Source organism: Halomonas nitroreducens (genome assembly GCF_003966155.1).
Lineage (GTDB): Bacteria > Pseudomonadota > Gammaproteobacteria > Pseudomonadales > Halomonadaceae > Halomonas > Halomonas nitroreducens.
Genome location: NZ_RXNS01000001.1, coordinates 263,278 through 280,576 on the forward strand (window position 1 = coordinate 263,278; position 17,299 = coordinate 280,576).

The 17,299-nt window shown below is 67.1% G+C and carries 13 protein-coding genes; 12 read left to right on the plus strand and 1 reads right to left on the minus strand.

The window, feature by feature from the left end; genetic code table 11:
- Positions 1 to 5: 5 nt before the first annotated feature.
- Positions 6 to 1,412, minus strand: coding sequence for a MocR-like ectoine utilization transcription factor EhuR (gene ehuR, locus EKG36_RS01085; RefSeq protein ID WP_126480128.1), 1,407 nt, complete (start codon positions 1,410 to 1,412; stop codon positions 6 to 8).
- A gap of 209 nt (positions 1,413 to 1,621) precedes the next feature.
- Here ehuR and doeA point away from each other — a divergent pair, with 209 nt between their 5' ends.
- From doeA to EKG36_RS01150, 12 genes are all read left to right on the plus strand, one after another.
- Positions 1,622 to 2,821, plus strand: coding sequence for an ectoine hydrolase DoeA (doeA, locus tag EKG36_RS01090; protein ID WP_126480130.1), 1,200 nt, complete (start codon positions 1,622 to 1,624; stop codon positions 2,819 to 2,821).
- 13 nt (positions 2,822 to 2,834) lie between these two features.
- Positions 2,835 to 3,848 carry a N(2)-acetyl-L-2,4-diaminobutanoate deacetylase DoeB gene (doeB, locus tag EKG36_RS01095; RefSeq protein WP_126480132.1) on the plus strand — a complete coding sequence of 338 codons (1,014 nt, stop codon included), beginning with the start codon at positions 2,835 to 2,837 and terminating at the stop codon, positions 3,846 to 3,848.
- A 20-nt stretch (positions 3,849 to 3,868) separates the two neighbouring features.
- Complete coding sequence (locus EKG36_RS01100) at positions 3,869 to 4,345, plus strand: Lrp/AsnC family transcriptional regulator (protein WP_126480134.1); 477 nt, start codon at positions 3,869 to 3,871, stop codon at positions 4,343 to 4,345.
- Positions 4,346 to 4,535: 190 nt separating this feature from the next.
- Positions 4,536 to 5,405 carry a carbon-nitrogen hydrolase family protein gene (locus tag EKG36_RS01105; protein ID WP_126480136.1) on the plus strand — a complete coding sequence of 290 codons (870 nt, stop codon included), beginning with the start codon at positions 4,536 to 4,538 and terminating at the stop codon, positions 5,403 to 5,405.
- A 38-nt stretch (positions 5,406 to 5,443) separates the two neighbouring features.
- A complete protein-coding gene (locus EKG36_RS01110; protein WP_246007396.1) occupies positions 5,444 to 7,063 on the plus strand; it encodes a biotin carboxylase in 1,620 nt (539 codons plus the stop codon).
- Between the two features lie 47 nt (positions 7,064 to 7,110).
- The gene (locus EKG36_RS01115; RefSeq protein ID WP_246007397.1) at positions 7,111 to 8,109 is read left to right on the plus strand and encodes a C45 family autoproteolytic acyltransferase/hydrolase; all 999 of its coding nucleotides are present in this window, start codon (positions 7,111 to 7,113) and stop codon (positions 8,107 to 8,109) included.
- A 44-nt stretch (positions 8,110 to 8,153) separates the two neighbouring features.
- A complete protein-coding gene (locus EKG36_RS01120; RefSeq protein ID WP_126480138.1) occupies positions 8,154 to 10,931 on the plus strand; it encodes an aminotransferase class I/II-fold pyridoxal phosphate-dependent enzyme in 2,778 nt (925 codons plus the stop codon).
- 203 nt (positions 10,932 to 11,134) lie between these two features.
- Positions 11,135 to 12,604 carry an NAD-dependent succinate-semialdehyde dehydrogenase gene (locus EKG36_RS01125; RefSeq protein ID WP_126480140.1) on the plus strand — a complete coding sequence of 490 codons (1,470 nt, stop codon included), beginning with the start codon at positions 11,135 to 11,137 and terminating at the stop codon, positions 12,602 to 12,604.
- Positions 12,605 to 12,843: 239 nt separating this feature from the next.
- The gene (locus tag EKG36_RS01135) at positions 12,844 to 14,253 is read left to right on the plus strand and encodes an aspartate aminotransferase family protein (protein ID WP_126480142.1); all 1,410 of its coding nucleotides are present in this window, start codon (positions 12,844 to 12,846) and stop codon (positions 14,251 to 14,253) included.
- A 168-nt stretch (positions 14,254 to 14,421) separates the two neighbouring features.
- Positions 14,422 to 15,420 (plus strand): hydroxyectoine utilization dehydratase EutB, encoded by a 999-nt coding sequence (gene eutB / locus EKG36_RS01140; protein ID WP_126480144.1) that lies wholly within the window; start codon positions 14,422 to 14,424, stop codon positions 15,418 to 15,420.
- Between the two features lie 170 nt (positions 15,421 to 15,590).
- Positions 15,591 to 16,538, plus strand: a complete 948-nt coding sequence (locus EKG36_RS01145; RefSeq protein WP_126480146.1) for a cyclodeaminase — start codon at positions 15,591 to 15,593, stop codon at positions 16,536 to 16,538.
- Between the two features lie 77 nt (positions 16,539 to 16,615).
- Complete coding sequence (locus EKG36_RS01150; RefSeq protein WP_126480148.1) at positions 16,616 to 17,299, plus strand: haloacid dehalogenase type II; 684 nt, start codon at positions 16,616 to 16,618, stop codon at positions 17,297 to 17,299.

Sequence of the window (17,299 nt, forward strand, 5' to 3'; positions counted from 1 at the left end):
CTCCTTCAGTAGACGAGCTGCATCATGGGGGGCGGGGCTTCGTCGAGCAGTCCGGCGAGGCGGGCCAGGCCCTGCTCGAGGCGCCCGATATCGGGCTCTGCCCCGAGGCTGAGCCGGATCCGCCGCGGGGCCGGGGTCTGCTCGACCATGAAGGGTACCGCTGTGGTGATGGCCACGCCCTCCTGTTCGGCCTGCTGCTGGAGTTCCTCCGCCCGCCAGGCCGGGGGCAGCGAGAGCCAGACATGCAGGCTGGAGGGGCGGGCGCTGCGCTCATGGCCGTCGAGCAGCCTCGCGGCCAGCCGCTGGCGCTCGGCGAGCAGGCGGCGCTGCTCCGCTGCCATGGCCTCCAGGCTATCATCGGCGATCCAGGCATCGGCGATCTCGAAGATCAGCGGGGTGGCCATCCAGGTGGTGGCGCGCATCCGCGGCAGGGTGTGGTGCAGCTGGCCCCGGGGCACGCTGAGATAGCCGGCCCGCACCCCGGGCACGGTAGCCTTGGTCAGGCTGGTGACATGAAAGCTCAGGTGGGGCAGGCGGGCGGTGAGTGGGGTGAGGCCCGGCGGCTCCAGCAGGGCATGGACATCATCCTCGATGAGCCAGACGCCATGGTGCTCGAGGACCCGGGCCACGGCGTCGCGTCGCGGGGCGTCCATGGTCGCGCCGGTGGGGTTGAGCTGGGTGGGCGTCAGGCAGACGGCCCGTGGCTTGAAGCGCCGGCAGGCGATATCCAGGGCCTCGGGGACCACGCCGCGCTCGTCGATGGCCACACCGCGCAGCTGAAAGCCCAGGGTACGGGACAGGGCGATCAGGCCGTGGTCGGTGAGCGCTTCGGTCAGCACCAGGTCGCCGTGCTGGACCACCGTGGAGATGGCCAGCATCAGGCCATGGGCGGCACCGTTGCACAGCACCCTGCCCTCGGGCTCGCCGGGCACGCCGAGTCGCTGGCTCAGCCAGTCGCTGGCCCGCTCGCGATGGTGGGAGAGGCCGGCGATGGGACGATTGGCGGTCACCACCTCGGGACTGGCCTGCTCGGCGAGCCGTGCCAGGGTTTCGCGAAAGCGCAGGTGATGGCCCGGCGGGCAGATCGGATGGGCGATGGACAGGTCGATCAGGGCACTCTCATGGCGCGGTTCCTGGCCGCGCAGGTAGGCCGACTCCCGGGCGTCGTCGAGGGTATTGATCCAGGTGCCGCTACCCACCCGGGCCTGCACCAGGCCCATCTTCTCGGCCTGGGCATAGGCGCGGGAGACGGTCTGCACGCTGACGTCGAGGATCTCGGCCAGCTGACGATGGGGCGGCAGTCGGGTCCCCGGCGTGAGGTCGCCCTGACGGATGGCCTCGGAGAGGGCGCGAGCGATGGCCAGGTACTTGGGCCCGGAATCCGAAAGGTAGGGCGTCAGATCAATTGTCATGATGCAATAAAGCCTTTGACCGGTCGCCGAGCGGGGGTGCTAGTATCAGCGTTGAGACATTGACCGGAAATTGTCATGACACATGCTAGCAAACGTCATGACAATTCACACGCCCCAGACGTGGCCGGTGAGTCCGCCCTTGCGCCCCGGCCGCCTCCAGGAGAGGACGTGGCCGGATTTGGTGATGTGATCGTTTGACGAGCGATTCCATGATTGAGGTTTCCCTGCCGTTCACTCGTGAGGAATACCTCGGCCGCCTCTGGAAGGTGCGCGCCGAGATGGCGAGTCGAGGCATCGATGTGCTGATCATCAGCGACCCCTCCAACATGGCCTGGCTGACGGGCTATGACGGCTGGTCCTTCTATGTGCACCAGTGCGTGCTGCTCGGCCTGGAAGGCGAGCCGGTCTGGTACGGCCGGCGGATGGATGCCAACGGTGCCCTGCGCACCTGCTGGATCGACCCGGAGAACATCACCTACTATCCGGACTACTACGTCCAGAATCCCGACATGCACCCCATGGACTACCTGGCCCAGACGATCCTCCCCGATCGTGGCTGGCACGAGGGGGTGGTGGGCATGGAGATGGACAACTACTACTTCTCGGCCAAGGCCTACCAGAGCCTGCTGCGCGAGTTGCCCCATGCCCGCTTCATGGATGCCAACGCCCTGGTCAACTGGTGTCGCGCCATCAAGTCGCCCCAGGAAGTCGAGTACATGCGCATCGCCGCCAAGATCGTCGAGGGCATGCACTCGCGCATCCTCGAGGTGATCGAGCCGGGGCTGCCCAAGAGCAAGCTGGTCTCGGAGATCTACCGGGTCGGCATCGAGGGCTGGAAGGATGCCAGCGGCAAGGTCTACGGGGGCGACTACCCGGCCATCGTGCCGATGCTGCCCACCGGCAAGGATGCCGCCGCCCCGCACCTTACCTGGGACGACACCCCCTTCCGCGAGGGGGAGGGGACCTTCTTCGAGATCGCCGGGGTCTTCAAGCGCTACCATGCTCCGATGTCGCGCACCGTCTTTCTGGGTCGGCCCCCGGCGGAGTTCATTCGCGCCGAGTCGGCGCTGCTCGAGGGCATCGACAACGGCCTCGCGGTGGCCAAGCCCGGCAATCGCACCGCCGACATCGCCATGGCGCTGGGCGCGGCCATGGACAAGTACGGCTTCGACCGTGGCGGTGCCCGCTGCGGCTATCCCATCGGCATCAGCTACCCGCCGGACTGGGGCGAACGGACCATGAGCCTGCGTCCCTCCGACGAGACCATCCTCAAGCCGGGCATGACCTTCCACTTCATGCCCGGCCTGTGGGTGGACGAGTGGGGCCTGGAGATCACCGAGAGTATCCTGATTACCGAGACCGGCTGCGAGACGCTGGCCGACTTCCCCCGTCAGCTGTTCGTCAAGTAAGGAGACCGCCCCCATGAGCAAGCGACCCAGCCCCATTTCCGCCACCGTCGATTTCGACGCCGAGGGCGTCCAGCACGGTTTCCTCAAGCTGCCGATCTCCAACGACGAGTCCGCCTGGGGGGCGGTGATGATCCCGGTCACGGTGATCAAGCACGGCGAGGGGCCCACGGCCCTGCTGACCGGCGGCAACCACGGCGACGAGTACGAGGGCATCACCGCCCTGCAGAAGCTGTCGAGCTCGCTGTCGGTCGAGGATGTCCAGGGTCGGGTAATCATCGTGCCGATGATGAACACCCCGGCCGCCCAGGCCGGCCGGCGCACCTCGCCGATGGACGGCGGCAACCTCAACCGCAGCTTCCCGGGGGACCCCGACGGCAGCGTCACCGAGAAGATCGCCGACTATTTCACCCGCACGCTGGTGCCGATGTGCGACGTGGTGCTGGACCTGCATTCCGGGGGGCGTACCCTGGACATCCTGCCCTTCGCCGCCTCTCACGTGCTCGAGGACCCCGAGCAGCAGCGCCGTGCCCTGGCGGGGGCCAAGGCCTTTGGTGCCCCCTATGCCATGATGATGTTCGAGCTCGATGCCGAGGCGCTGTTCGATACCGCCGTGGAGCGCCAGGGCAAGATCTTCGTCGCCACCGAGCTCGGCGGCGGCGGCACCTCGACCCCCCGGAGCCTGGCCATCACCGAGCGGGGCATCCGCAACTTCCTGGTCCACTTCGGCCTCGTCGAGGGTGTCCTGGAGGCGCCCGAGGCGCCCCAGGTGTATCTCGACATGCCGGATGCCAGCTGCTATGTGCAGAGCGAGCATACCGGCCTGCTCGAGCTTGGCGTGGCGCTGGGCGACAGCGTGACGAAGGGGCAGGTCATCGCCCGGGTCTACGACATGACCCGCAGCGGCGCGGCGCCGGTCGAGTACCGGGCCGAACGCGACGGCGTGCTGGCCGCTCGCCGCTTCCCCGCCAACGTCAACATGGGCGATACCATCGCGGTGATCGCCGAGGTCGTCGAGTCGCTCGGCTGAACCCCTGACCAGAGATCCCCATGAAGCTCGATCGTTACGACCTGAAAATCCTCGAGATCCTCTCCCGGGACGGGCGCATCACCAAGTCCAAGCTGGCCGAGGCGATCAACCTCTCGGTCAGCCCCTGCTGGGAGCGGGTCAGGCGCCTGGAGCAGGCCGGCATCATCGAGGGCTATGGGGCGCGGCTCAACCCGGCCGTGCTCAAGCCGCGCACGCCGGTGTGGGTGCAGATCGAGCTCAAGGCACACAATGCCGAGAGCTTCGCGCGCTTCGAGGCCCTGGTGCATGACACCCCCGAGGTCACCGAGTGCGTGGCGGTGGGCGGCGGTGTGGATTACCTGGTCAAGTTCGAGGCCGACTCCATCGACGCCTACCAGCGCCTGATCGATGCCTGGCTGATGTCGGACGTGGGCATCGAGCGCTATTTCACCTATATCGTCACCAAGACCGTCAAGCGTCCGGCGGCGGGCATCACGGCGGCCGAGCTGACACTCTAGCCGGCACGCCGGAATGACTGCGGACCCTCAGCGTTGATTTAGGGTGGCGGAAATGGGATAAGCTGATGAAGAAGTGGGTCGCAGACCCATGACTGCCGGGCGATCCCACCGGCGTTGACGAATCTTGCGGCGCCGCAGTGCTGGACGTAGCCCGAATGATTCGAGATCGCCTGACGCAGAGAGACCGCCGATGTCCTATTTCACGATTGCCGGTGTCCAGATGCATGCCCTGCATCATGGCGACAACACCGAGGCCATGCGCCATCGCATCGATGTGCTGATGAGCCGTTTCCCCCAGGTGCAGATGGTGCTGTTCAGCGAGCTGATGCCCATGGGCGCCTCGCCGCACCACGCCCAACCCCTGCCCAGCAACGCCGAGGCAATGTTCTGCCAGCTCGCCGAGCAGCACCGCATCTGGCTGATTCCCGGCTCGATGTTCGAGCAGGTCGGGGGGCATGTCTACAACACCCTGTCGGTGATCAATCCTCACGGCCAGGTCGTGACCCGCTACCGCAAGATGTTCCCGTTCCGCCCCTACGAGGCCGGGGTGGAAAGCGGCAGCGAGTTCATCACCTTCGACGTGCCGCGGGTCGGCCGCTTCGGGGTGTCGATCTGCTACGACATGTGGTTCCCCGAGACCACCCGCACCCTGGCCGCCATGGGCGCCGAGGTGATCCTGCACCCGACCATGACCGATACCATCGACCGGGATATCGAGCTGTCCATCGCGCGGACCAATGCCGCGGTGAACCAGTGCTACTTCTTCGACATCAACGGGGCCGGCGCCATCGGCAACGGCCGCTCCATCGTGGTGGGCCCCTCCGGCGACGTCATCCACCAGGCCGGCACCGGCGAGGAGATCATGCCCATCGAGGTGGATTTCAGCCGGGTGCGCCGCGAGCGTGAGACGGGCCTGCGCGGCCTCGGCCAGCCGCTCAAGAGCTTCCGCGATCGGCGCGTTGATTTCTCGCTGTATCGCAACGAGGGCGGCTCCACCCCCTTCCTCGATACCCTGGGGCCCCTGGCCAAACCACAGCGCGCCGATATCGAGGAGTACTGATCTCTCCAGGGACAGGCGCCAACGGAAGAGGAGGTTCCATGCTTACCAGGATCCTGCATGCCCTGCGTCGCCTGTTCGATTCGTCCCGGGCCGCCGGCCACGCCGGCGCGTCCTCGCCCGACCGCCCTGCCCCCGCCAAGGGGGCGGGGCGGGGGGTATCCGCCGATAGCCAGGGAGCGACAACGATGAGCAAAATAACAAGCATTGCCGATGTCCGCCGCCAATTCCTCAACAACAAGGAGCCGATCTACTTCATCTCGGCGACCAACTTCAACCTCCTCGGGATCGGTGACTGGGTGGGGAACTTCCGCCACATCAACTACATCGACTGCTTCGAGGGGCGTCAGCGCAATGTCTTCGTGCCCAAGGAGAAGTTTCCCCGCGACTTCGAGAGCATCGAGGACATCAACAATTACCTGCTCGAGCACAAGGAGGTCATCGACTTCATCCAGTCCCGGGCCGATGGCGACAACGCCGGCATCGCGACCTTCCTGATGTTCGACGAGCACACCGAGGAGGTGTGCCGGCAGCTGGGCCTCAAGGTGGCCTTCCCGCCGGCCAAGCTGCGCTCGCGGATGGACAACAAGATCGAGACGGTGCGCATCGGCAACAAGGCCGGGGTGCCCAGCGTGCCCAATGTGCTGGCCAGGGTGGGCAGCTATCAGGAACTCGGCGAGGTGAGCCGCGAGTTGGGCGACGACCTGGTGGTGCAGACCGCCTTCGGCGATTCCGGTCACACCACCTTCTTCATCGCCAGCGAGGACGACTACTACAAGCATGCCGAGGAGATCGAGGCCGAGGCCGAGGTCAAGATCATGAAGCGCATCAACTGCCGCGGCTCGGCCATCGAGGCCTGTGCGACCCGCTGCGGCACCGTGGTCGGCCCGCTGATGACCGAGCTCGTCGGCTTCAAGTCGCTGACTCCCTACAAGGGCGGCTGGTGCGGCAACGAGATGTTCGCCGGGGCCTTCAGCCAGGAAGTGCGGGACAAGGCCCGGGAGTACACCTTCAAGTTCGGCGAAGCGCTGCGCGAAGAGGGCTATCGGGGCTATTTCGAGCTCGACTTCCTGATCGACATGGACAGCCAGGAGGTCTATCTCGGCGAGCTGAACCCGCGGGTCACCGGCGCCAGCTCGCTGACCAACGTTGCGGCCTTCGCCCACTCCGATATCCCGTTGTTTCTGTTCCATCTGCTGGAGTTCTCGGAGCTGGACTTCGACCTCGACATCGCCGAGATCAACGAGCGCTGGGCGCACCCCGAGAGCATCGATAGCTGGAGCCAGCTGGTGATCAAGCATACCGAGGAGTCAGTCGACCTCTTGACCCAGGCCCCCCAGTCCGGTGTCTGGAAGATGGCCGAGGACGGCAGTATCGCCTACGACCACTACGACTCCCACCCGCATGCCGCCGAGAACGAGCGGGAGGCCTTCTTCCTGCGCATCAGCGGCGAGGGCGACTTCCGCTACGAGGGCGCCGACCTGGGCATCCTGATCACCCGCGGGCGGCTGATGGACGATGACTTCCAGCTCACCGAGCGGGCCCGCGCCTGGATTGAGGGCATCCGCGGCCAGTACGCGGGCCAGTCGCTGCAGGACCCGGTGGTGGAGGAGGTCGCCGTCAGCCATGCGGTCGGCGGCGGTAACTTCAAGATCCTATGAGCAGGGAGCACGGCACCGGTCCGTCGGGCCGGACGCCGCGGGGCGCGATGGACAAGATGCTGGACTTCCGGACCGTGCGCGAGGACACGCCCGGCGCCAGGTGGAAGTCGCTGTTCGACTATCACTGGCCGGCCTACGAGCACTGGTACCTCAGCGAGGGAGAGCGCGAGCGGCCGGCCTATCTGGCCTGCTTCAACGCCCTGCGTCGCCACATGCCGGAGTTGCTGGGGACCTACCGGGTCCTCTGCGACCTGGCCGGAGGCGGCGATCTCAGTGCGCGACTGCTCAGCCTCTACCGTCCGCCCCCCTACATCACCGGCTGCTCCCAGGCGGTGCTTGCCCGGCCCGCTTCCACGCTGCTGGCGCGCAACTACGACTACCCCCCGGAGCTCTGCGAGGGGACCATCCTCCATACCCGCTGGAACGAGCGCCGGGTGATCGCCATGTCCGATTGCCTGTGGGGCGTGCTTGACGGCATGAACGATGCCGGCCTGGCCGTCTCGCTGGCCTTCGGCGGGCGCAAGGTGGTCGGTGACGGCTTCGGCGCCCCGATCATCCTGCGCTACATCCTGGAGTTCTGTGACAGCGTGCCCCAGGCCGCCGAGGTGCTGGCCCGGGTGCCTACCCACATGGCCTACAACATCACCGTCGCCGACCGCGCGGGGCGCTACGTGACGGCGATGATCGCGCCGGACCACAAGGCCAGCATCCGGCGCGTGCCGGTGGCCACCAACCACCAGAAGAAGATCGAGTGGTATGCCCATGCGCTAGCCTCCGAGACGCTGATCCGCGAGCGCCAGCTGTCGATCCTGGTCGACGATGAGGCCACCACCGAGGAGCGCCTGGTCTCGGCCTTCTTCTCGCCGCCGCTGTTTCGTCACGACTACGGTCGCGGCCTGGGGACGGTCTATACCGCCGTCTACCGCCCCGGGGAGGGGCGGGCCCAGTACCACTGGCCGGGCATGCACCTGGACCTGACCTTCGACGACTTCCCCGAGGAACGCATCACCGTGCGCTACGGCGCGCGCGGCCTCTATTCGGGCTGAGCCCCACGCTTCCCCGCAGAACAACGACCGAGAAGGGTGTCGCCATGCAAGAACCGACTCATACCGAAACCACCTACACCGCGCTGGGGTTCTATCACAAGATCTCCCACTTGCGTGCCGACACCTGGAATGCCCTGACCCGGGACCTGGGCCAGCTGGTGCGACTCAAGGACGAGAGCCGGGCGAAGAACCTGGTCAAGGCCATCGACGTCAAGCTCACCCGCCTGGAGATCATCGAGGACTACCATGCCTTCCCTTCCAAGGAGGACTTCCGCCATATCTGGGCGCTGTTCGAGCGCGGGGAGTACGTGCTGCTCGAGAAGGTGGTCAAGCGCCTGGTCCGGGCGCTGATCAGCGAGTCCTACCGGCGTCGGCACGTCGACCTCAGCGAGACCGACGCCGATGCCGAGGATCTGGAGACCCTGGATGCCCTCAACCAGCTGCGGCGTGGCCACCCTGCCTCCAACAGCTCGGCCCAGCCCTACTTCGAGTTGCTGATCGTCGACAACTGCTCCCCCCAGGAGGAGGAGGTGGTCCGCGAGGCCTTCCACAACCTGCGCCGCCCCGAGGACAAGTTCGTCTACGACGTGGTCACGGCGAGAAGCTTCGAGGACGCCCTGATCGCGGTGCTGGTCAATCCCAACATCCAGGCCTGCCTGATTCGCTTCGATTTCCCCTTCAAGTCGAAGTACAACCTCAGTGCCCTGCGCGGCTACCTCGAGGGCCTCAGCGAACAGGCGCTGGACAGTCAGAGCGAGGCCGATCGCAGCATCCTGCTGAGCTCGATGATCCACGAGCTGCGCCCCGAAGTGGATCAGTTCCTGGTGACCAGCGGCGACGTGGAGTCCACGGCCAGTCGCGATATCCGCTACTTCAACCGGATCTTCTATCGCGAGACCGATTACATCGAGCAGCACCACACCATCCTGCGGGCCATCGACAGTCGCTTTCGCACGCCCTTCTTCGATGCCCTGCGCGAGTACAGCAAGAAGCCCACCGGGGTCTTCCACGCCATGCCCATCTCCCGGGGCAAGTCGGTCACCCGCTCGCACTGGGCGGGCCACATGATCGACTTCTACGGCATCAATATCTTCCTGGCCGAGACCTCGGCGACCTCGGGGGGCCTCGACTCCCTGCTGCAGCCCTACGGGCCGATCAAGAAGGCCCAGGAGTATGCCGCCCGGGCCTTCGGCGCCCGCCAGAGCTTCTTCGTCACCAATGGCACCTCCACGGCCAACAAGATCGTCGTCCAGGCACTGATCAAGCCCAAGGATATCGTGCTGATCGACCGCGACTGCCACAAGTCGCACCACTACGGCATGGTGCTGGCCGGGGCCCACGTCAGCTACCTGGACTCCTACCCACTCAACGACTATTCCATGTACGGAGCCGTGCCGCTGCACGAGATCAAGAGGACCCTGCTGGCCTACCAGCGGGCCGGCCAGCTTCACAAGGTCAAGATGCTGCTGCTGACCAACTGCACCTTCGACGGGGTGGTCTACAACGTGCGGCGGGTGATGGAGGAGTGCCTGGCAATCAAGCCTGACCTGGTCTTCCTGTGGGACGAGGCCTGGTTCGCCTTTGCCTCCTTCAACCCCACCTACCGGCCGCGCACCGCCATGCATGCCGCGCGCACCCTGCGCGACCGCTACCGCAGCGAGGAGTACCGCCAGGAGTATGCGGCCTGGAAGGCCGAGTTCGACCAGCTCGATCCCGACGATGACGCCACCTGGCTCGAGCATCGCCTGCTGCCGGACCCGGACCGGGTCCGGGTGCGCACCTATGCCACCCATTCCACCCACAAGACCCTGACCTCGCTGCGCCAGGGCTCGATGATCCACGTCTACGACCAGGATTTCCGGCAGCGTGTCGAGGCCCCCTTCCACGAGGCCTACATGACCCACACCTCCACGTCCCCCAACTACCAGATCCTGGCCTCGCTGGACGTGGGGCGCATGCAGGCCGAGATGGAAGGCTTCGAGCTGGTGCATGCCCAGGTCGAGACGGCGCTGTCGCTGCGCGAGCAGCTCTACAGCCATCCGCTCCTGCAGAAGTACTTCCGGGTGCTCAAGAACAGCGACATGGTGCCCGCCGCCTATCGCGAGTCCGGCGTCGAGTCCTACTACAACCCGGTGACCGGCTGGAACCAGATGGAGGAGGCCTGGGCCCGCGACGAGTTCGTGGTCGACCCGACCCGGGTGACCATCGCCATCGGCAATACCGGGGTGGATGGCGATGCCTTCAAGAACGAATACCTGATGAACAAGTACGGCATCCAGATCAACAAGACCTCCCGCAACACCGTGCTGTTCATGACCAACATCGGTACCTCCCGGGGGGCCATCGCCTACCTGCTCGATGTCCTGATGAAGATCGCCAAGGAGTTCGAGTACCGCTGGGAGGACAGCAGCCGGCCCGAGCGCAAGATCATCGAGCGCCGGGTGCACTCCCTGACCCAGGAGCTGCCGCCGTTGCCCGATTTCAGTCGCTTCCACGACGCCTTCCGCCAGCGTGAGGAGACCCCGGAAGGCGATATCCGGCGGGCCTACTTCCTCAGCTATGACGAGGAGAACACCGAGTATCTGCGCTTCGACAACGGCGAGCTTCAGGCCCAGATGCGCGAGGGCCGCGACGTGGTCTCGGCCAGCTTCGTGATCCCCTATCCCCCCGGCTTTCCGGTGCTGGTGCCGGGCCAGGTGGTCAGCGAGGAGATCCTCGCCTTCCTGCAGGCCCTGGATGTCACCGAGATCCACGGCTACCGCCCCGAGCTCGGCCTGCTGGTGTTCGCCGAGGCGGCCCTGGCCGCGCCGCCGGACGACTGAAGGCAGTCGCCGGCGGTGGCGCAAAAAAAATCGCAACTTCTCGGGCATGGAACGAAAAACCTGCCGCCTGCAGGGCGGCGCTTCGAAAAGTCCTGATCCGCCACCTCCCTTACCATGAAGGCATCGCGCGGCCTGTGGGCCGCGGATGACATTTTATCGCCGGCGTGATGACTGAACGCGCCGGCGAGTCAGGGGAGGTGCCCATGAAACTCAGCGATCCGCGTCTGTTCCGTCAGTACGCCTATGTCGACGGCAAGTGGACCCACGGCGAGGGTGGCCGCGAGGAGCCCGTGTTCAACCCCGCCACCGGCGAGGTACTGGGGCATATCCCGCTGCTCGAGACCGAGCAGGTCAACGCGGCGGTGGACGCCGCCGAGGCGGCCTTCACCCAGTGGCGGGCGCTGCGTGCCGACGAGCGCTGCGAGCGCCTGCTGGCCTGGTACGACTTGCTGCAGGCCAACCGCGAGGATCTGGCCACCATCATGACCCTGGAGCAGGGCAAGCCGATGCCGGATGCCCGCGGCGAGGTCGAGTATGGCGCCAGCTTCGTGCGCTGGTTCGCCGAGGAGGGCAAGCGCACCTTCGGCGAGACCATCCCCAGCCATATTCCCAACGCGGCCCTCGGCACGATCAAGGAGCCGGTGGGCATCGCCGCGCTGATCACGCCCTGGAACTTCCCGCTGGCGATGATCACCCGCAAGGCCGCGGCGGCCATGGCCGCCGGCTGTCCGGTGATCGTCAAGCCCGCCCACGAGACGCCCTTCTCGGCCCTGGCCCTGGCCGAGCTGGCCGAGCGTGCCGGCATCCCCGCCGGGGTCTTCAACGTGGTATTGGGCGAGGCGGCCGAGGTCTCGAAGCTGCTGTGCTATGACGACCGGGTCAAGGCGCTGTCCTTCACCGGCTCCACCCGGGTCGGCCGGCTGCTGCTGGAGCAGTGCGCGAACACCGTCAAGCGGGTCTCGCTGGAGCTCGGCGGCAATGCGCCCTTCATCGTCGGCCCGGACATGGATCCCAAGGAGGCGGCCTATGCCGCGGTGGCGGCCAAGTTCCAGACTGCCGGCCAGGACTGCCTCGCCGCGGATCGCATCCTGGTCCACGAGTCGATCCACGAGGCGTTCGTCGAGCACTTCGCCGAGCGCATGGCGGCGCTGACCGTGGGCAACGGGCTGGAGAGTGAAATCGACCTGGGCCCGCTGATTCACCGTCAGGCGGTGGAGAAGGCGGCGGCCGTCGTCGACGATGCCATCTCCAAGGGCGCGACCCTGGTGGCCGGCGACCAGAGCCAGGCGCCGGGCGAGAACTTCTTCATGCCGGTGCTGCTCACGGGCGTGACCCACGACATGAAGATCTGGCATGAGGAGAGCTTTGCCCCGGTGGCCGGCATCACCGCCTACGCCGACGATGATCAGGTCATCGAGATGGCCAACGACACCGAGTACGGTCTGGCGGCCTACATCTATACCCACGATATCCGCCGCATCTGGAAGATCATGCGCGCCCTGGAGTTCGGCATGGTGGCGGTGAACTCGGTGAAGATGACCGGTCCGCCCGTTCCCTTTGGCGGCGTCAAGCACTCCGGCCTCGGCCGCGAGGGTGGGGTGACCGGTATCGACGAGTACCTGGAGACCAAGTACTACTGCCTGGGCGCCCTGGGTTCGGTATCCGGGAGCTAGCTGCGCTCGGCCTGACGGCGTTGGGCCCGACATCGAACATGCTCATTTACGGCCAGTAAACTTCAGCTGTTCTCCGTCGGGCCCGCCTGGTCAGGCCTTCGCTCGCAGAGCTCCCAAGCTTCGAGAAGAAGGGCTCCCCGAGCTCTCGAATGGTTAGGCAAGAGATCGGTAATCGCCGGTCCCAGAACGAATGACGAACATCTCCCCGGCGGAGCCGGGGAGCCTTACTGGAGAGACGCATGACCACCCATCAGGAACTGATCGATCGCGACCGCAAGGTGACCTTCCACGCGTCCACCCACCTGCGTGACTTCGCCCATGGCGATGCGCCGGGACGCGTGATCACTGGCGGCAAGGGGATCCATATCATCGACAAGGACGGCCGCGAGTTCATCGACGGTTTCGCCGGGCTGTATTGCGTCAATATCGGCTACGGACGCACCGAGGTCGCCGAGGCGATCTACCAGCAGGCCCTGGAGATGTCCTACTACCACACCTATGTGGGCCACTCCAACGAGCCCCAGATCGCGCTCTCCGAGAAGATCCTCGAGCTGGCCGGCCCCGGCATGTCCAAGGTCTACTACGGCATGTCCGGCAGTGACGCCAACGAGACCCAGCTCAAGATCGTGCGCTACTACAACAACGTGCTGGGGCGCCCGCAGAAGAAGAAGGTCATCGCGCGGATGCGCGGCTACCACGGTTCCGGCATCGCCTCGGGCTCGCTGACCGGACTCAAGGCCTTCCACGACCACTTCGACCTGCCCATCGACACCATCCGGCACACCGAGGCGCCCTACTACTACCATCGCGCCGCGGAGCAGGCGGGCATGACCGAGCGCGAGTTCTCGGCGTACTGTGCCGGCAAGCTCGAGGAAATGATCCTCGCCGAGGGGCCGGAGACCGTGGCCGCCTTCATCGGCGAGCCGGTGCTCGGCACCGGTGGCATCGTGCCGCCGCCGGAAGGCTACTGGGAGGCCATCCAGGCGGTCCTGGCCCGGTACGACGTGCTGCTGATCGCCGACGAGGTGGTCTGCGGGTTCGGTCGCATCGGCGCCGACTTCGGCAGCCACCACTACGGCATCAAGCCGGACCTGATCACCGTGGCCAAGGGCCTGACGAGCGCCTACCAGCCGCTCTCCGGCGTCATCGTCGGCGATCGGGTCTGGCGGGTGCTGGAGCAGGGCACCGGCGAGTACGGCCCCATCGGCCACGGCTGGACCTACTCCGGTCATGCCCTGGGCTGTGCGGCCGGCCTCGCCAACCTGGCGATCATCGAGCGCGAGGGTCTGACTGCCAACGCCGCCGAGACCGGTGCCTACCTGCAGCGGCAGATGCAGGCCGCCTTCGGCGACCACCCCATCGTCGGCCAGGTACGCGGCGTGGGCATGCTGGCGGCCCTGGAATTCTCCGCCGACCCGGCGCGGCGTCGTCACTTCGACCCGAGCCTGAAGGTGGGCCCGCGCATGGCCGCTGCCGCCCTGGAGGAGAACCTGATCGCCCGGGCCATGCCCCAGGGGGATATCCTCGGCTTCGCGCCGCCGCTGACCACCACTCGGGGCGAGGTCGACGAGATCGTCGCCCGTACCAAGCGCGCGGTGGACAAGGTCACCGATGCCCTGGTCCGGGAAGGTACTCTGCAGACCGCCTGACACCGGCCGGTGCCGACGTTGGTCGCCGCGGGGAGCCCCCCGCGGCGCACTTGTTGGGGCGCCGCCCATCGACCATCATCGGGGCGGCTCCCCCGGGCTCCCCCGGGCTCCCCCGGGCTCCCCCGGGCTCCCCCGGGCTCCGTGCCCGAACCCGTGAGGAGGCTTTGGATGAGCGAGTCGAGCCATGGCGTCACCCTGGCGGCGATCCAGGCCGCCCGTCGGCGCCTCGAGGGCCAGGTGGTCCGCACGCCCCTGGTACGTTCCGCTGCCCTGTCGCGGCGCTTCGACGCCGACATCCTGCTCAAGCTCGAAACCTGCCAGCCCACCGGCGCCTTCAAGCTGCGCGGGGCCACCAACATGATCGCTGCCCTGCTGGAAGAACGGGGGCGGGAGGCCCTGGCCGCCGGTGTGGTGACCGCCTCCACCGGCAACCATGGTCGGGCAGTGGCCTATGCTGCAGCGCGGCTGGGCATTCCCGCGATGGTCTGCCTGTCGCGGCTGGTGCCCGCCGACAAGGCCGAGGCCGTCGCGGCGCTGGGCGCCGAGGTGCGGCGGGTCGGCGAGAGCCAGGATGCGGCCTTCGAGGAGGTCGAGCGGCTGGTCCGCGAACGGGGCATGGTCCTGATCCCGCCCTTCGACGATCCCCTCATCGCCGCGGGCCAGGGCACCATCGGCCTGGAGCTGCTGGAGGAGGCGCCCGATCTCGACCGCGTCCTGGCCGGGCTCTCCGGCGGCGGCCTGATCGGCGGGATCGGGGCGGCGCTCAAGGCGCTCCGGCCCGAGGTCACCGTCACCGGGGTCAGCCTCTCCCGTGGCGCGGCCATGGCCGATAGCCTGGCGGCCGGTCATCCGCTGGCGGTGGAAGAGGTGGCGAGCCTGGGGGACTCCCTGGGCGGTGGCATCGGTCTCGACAATCGCTGTACCTTCGCCCTGGTCCGCGAGGTCATGGACGAGCACTATCGGGTCTCGGAGGCGGCGATCGCCGGGGCCATGGTCGACTTCCTGGCGCACGAGCAGCGCCTGATCGAGGGCGCCGCCGCGGTCGGCCTGGCGGCACTGGCCGAACACGGCATCGCGGTGCAGGGGCAGAAGGTGGCCCTGGTGGTCTCGGGCAACGCGGTCTCGCTCGAGACCTTCGATCGGGCCCGGGCGTTGGCGGGGCGCTGAGGTTCGAGGTTCGCGGGGCAAGAGGGGAGTAGACGAGTAGCAAGGGACAAGAGCATCTTGCACTCTTCACTCTTCACTCTTCACTCTTCACTCTTCACTCTTCACTCTTCACTCTTCACTCTTCACTCATCGTTCCTCGACCCTGGTTCCTTGCGTCTGGAGGTTTTCCCATGCAGCTCTATCAACGCGATACCATCGAGACCGCCGTGGGCATCGATCGCCAGGCCCTGGTGGCGGTGGAGGCCGGCTTCACTGCCCTGGGTCGCGGTGAGGCCGTGCAGCCACCGATCCTGTCCATGGCCATCGAGGAGGCCAATGGCGAGGTGGACGTCAAGATGGCGCATATCCGTGGTGCCGCGCGCTTCGCCATCAAGGTCAGCCCCGGCTTCTTCGACAACCCCAGGCTCGGCCTGCCGAGCCTCAATGGCCTGATGATGGTGTTCTCGGCGCGCACCGGCCAGGTGGAGGCCGTGCTCTTCGATGAGGGCTACCTGACCATGGTGCGCACGGCCCTGGCCGGGGCCATTGCCGCTCGCCACCTGTCCCGGGAGAACAGCCGCCGGGTGGCGGTCCTGGGGGCCGGCGAGCAGGCCGAGCGCCAGGTGGAGGCCCTGCGCCTGGTACGGGACATCCGCGTGGTGGATCTCTGGGCGCGCCGCCGGTCGGCCGCGGAGGCCCTGGCCGAGCGGTTGCGCGCCCGCGGCCTCGAGGCGCATGTCCATGAGGAGATCCGCGCCGCCTGTGCGGCAGCCGATCTCATCGTCACCGCCACACCGTCCCGGACACCGCTGCTCTTTGCCCAGGACCTCCCCGAGGGCGTGCACGTTACCGCCATGGGCTCGGACAGTCCCGACAAGCGCGAGCTCGATGCCTCGGTGCTGACCCGCGCCGACGCCTTCGTCGCCGACAGCCGCGGCCAGAGCGAGACCAACGGCGAGCTCAAGGCCTTCGCCGGCCGGGAGACGCCGTTCAAGGTCCACGAGCTCGGCCGGGTGATCGCCGGCGGTGACATGCTGCGGCTCTCCTCGGCCACCATCACGGTCTGCGACCTCACCGGCACCGGCGTCCAGGACACCGCCATCGCCGACCATGCCCTGTCACGCCTCGCTGGGACCTGATACGCCTTGTGCCCGGCCGCGGCCTGGCGCAGGCTGCACTGGTGAGCCCAGTGATCGACGTAAGGAGAGAGCACGAGATGGCAATGGTACTGGCCTTCGATGTCTACGGGACCCTGATCGATACCCACGGCGTGGTCACCGAACTGGAGCAGCGGTTGGCCGCCCAGGGCCAGTCCGACCTGGCCCCGGAGTTCTCGCGACGCTGGCGGGACAAGCAGCTCGAGTACAGCTTTCGGCGCGGCCTGATGGGAGCCTACGTGGACTTCTCGCAGTGCACCCGCGAGGCCCTCGAGTACACCGATCGGGCGCTGCGCACCCGCCTCGCCGAGGCCGACAAGGATCACCTGATGGCGACCTACGCGCGGCTGCCGGCCTTCCCCGAAGCCGAGGTGGCCCTGGCGCGCCTCGCCGAGGCCGGCGTGACCTGCGTGGCCTTCTCCAACGGCAGCCACGATGCCGTCGCTGGCCTGCTGGGCGAGGCCGGCCTGCTCGAGCGCTTCGACGACATCGTCAGCGTCGAGGAGGTCAAGCGCTTCAAGCCCGACCCGGCGGTCTATGCCCACCTGCGTCATCGCCTCGAGGTGGCGCCGGGTGACACCTGGCTGATCTCGAGCAACGCCTTCGATGTCATCGGCGCCCGTCATGCGGGCCTGCATGCGGCCTGGGTCCGGCGCCTGCCGGAGGCGCCCTTCGATCCCTGGGGCATCGAGCCCGACCTCACCGTGGCGGATCTATCGGGGTTGGTCGACGCCCTGGCCTGA

Bases quoted from the DNA above. Each gene is read 5' to 3' on its own strand.
- EKG36_RS01100 (WP_126480134.1), top strand. From the start codon at position 3,869: ATGAAGCTCGATCGTTACGACCTGAAAATCCTCGAGATCCTCTCCCGG.
- doeA (WP_126480130.1), top strand. From the start codon at position 1,622: ATGATTGAGGTTTCCCTGCCGTTCACTCGTGAGGAATACCTCGGCCGC.
- EKG36_RS01120 (WP_126480138.1), top strand. From the start codon at position 8,154: ATGCAAGAACCGACTCATACCGAAACCACCTACACCGCGCTGGGGTTC.
- EKG36_RS01110 (WP_246007396.1), top strand. From the start codon at position 5,444: ATGCTTACCAGGATCCTGCATGCCCTGCGTCGCCTGTTCGATTCGTCC.
- ehuR (WP_126480128.1), bottom strand. From the start codon at position 1,412: ATGACAATTGATCTGACGCCCTACCTTTCGGATTCCGGGCCCAAGTAC.
- doeB (WP_126480132.1), top strand. From the start codon at position 2,835: ATGAGCAAGCGACCCAGCCCCATTTCCGCCACCGTCGATTTCGACGCC.
- EKG36_RS01135 (WP_126480142.1), top strand. From the start codon at position 12,844: ATGACCACCCATCAGGAACTGATCGATCGCGACCGCAAGGTGACCTTC.
- EKG36_RS01145 (WP_126480146.1), top strand. From the start codon at position 15,591: ATGCAGCTCTATCAACGCGATACCATCGAGACCGCCGTGGGCATCGAT.
- EKG36_RS01115 (WP_246007397.1), top strand. From the start codon at position 7,111: ATGGACAAGATGCTGGACTTCCGGACCGTGCGCGAGGACACGCCCGGC.
- EKG36_RS01150 (WP_126480148.1), top strand. From the start codon at position 16,616: ATGGCAATGGTACTGGCCTTCGATGTCTACGGGACCCTGATCGATACC.
- EKG36_RS01125 (WP_126480140.1), top strand. From the start codon at position 11,135: ATGAAACTCAGCGATCCGCGTCTGTTCCGTCAGTACGCCTATGTCGAC.
- EKG36_RS01105 (WP_126480136.1), top strand. From the start codon at position 4,536: ATGTCCTATTTCACGATTGCCGGTGTCCAGATGCATGCCCTGCATCAT.
- eutB (WP_126480144.1), top strand. From the start codon at position 14,422: ATGAGCGAGTCGAGCCATGGCGTCACCCTGGCGGCGATCCAGGCCGCC.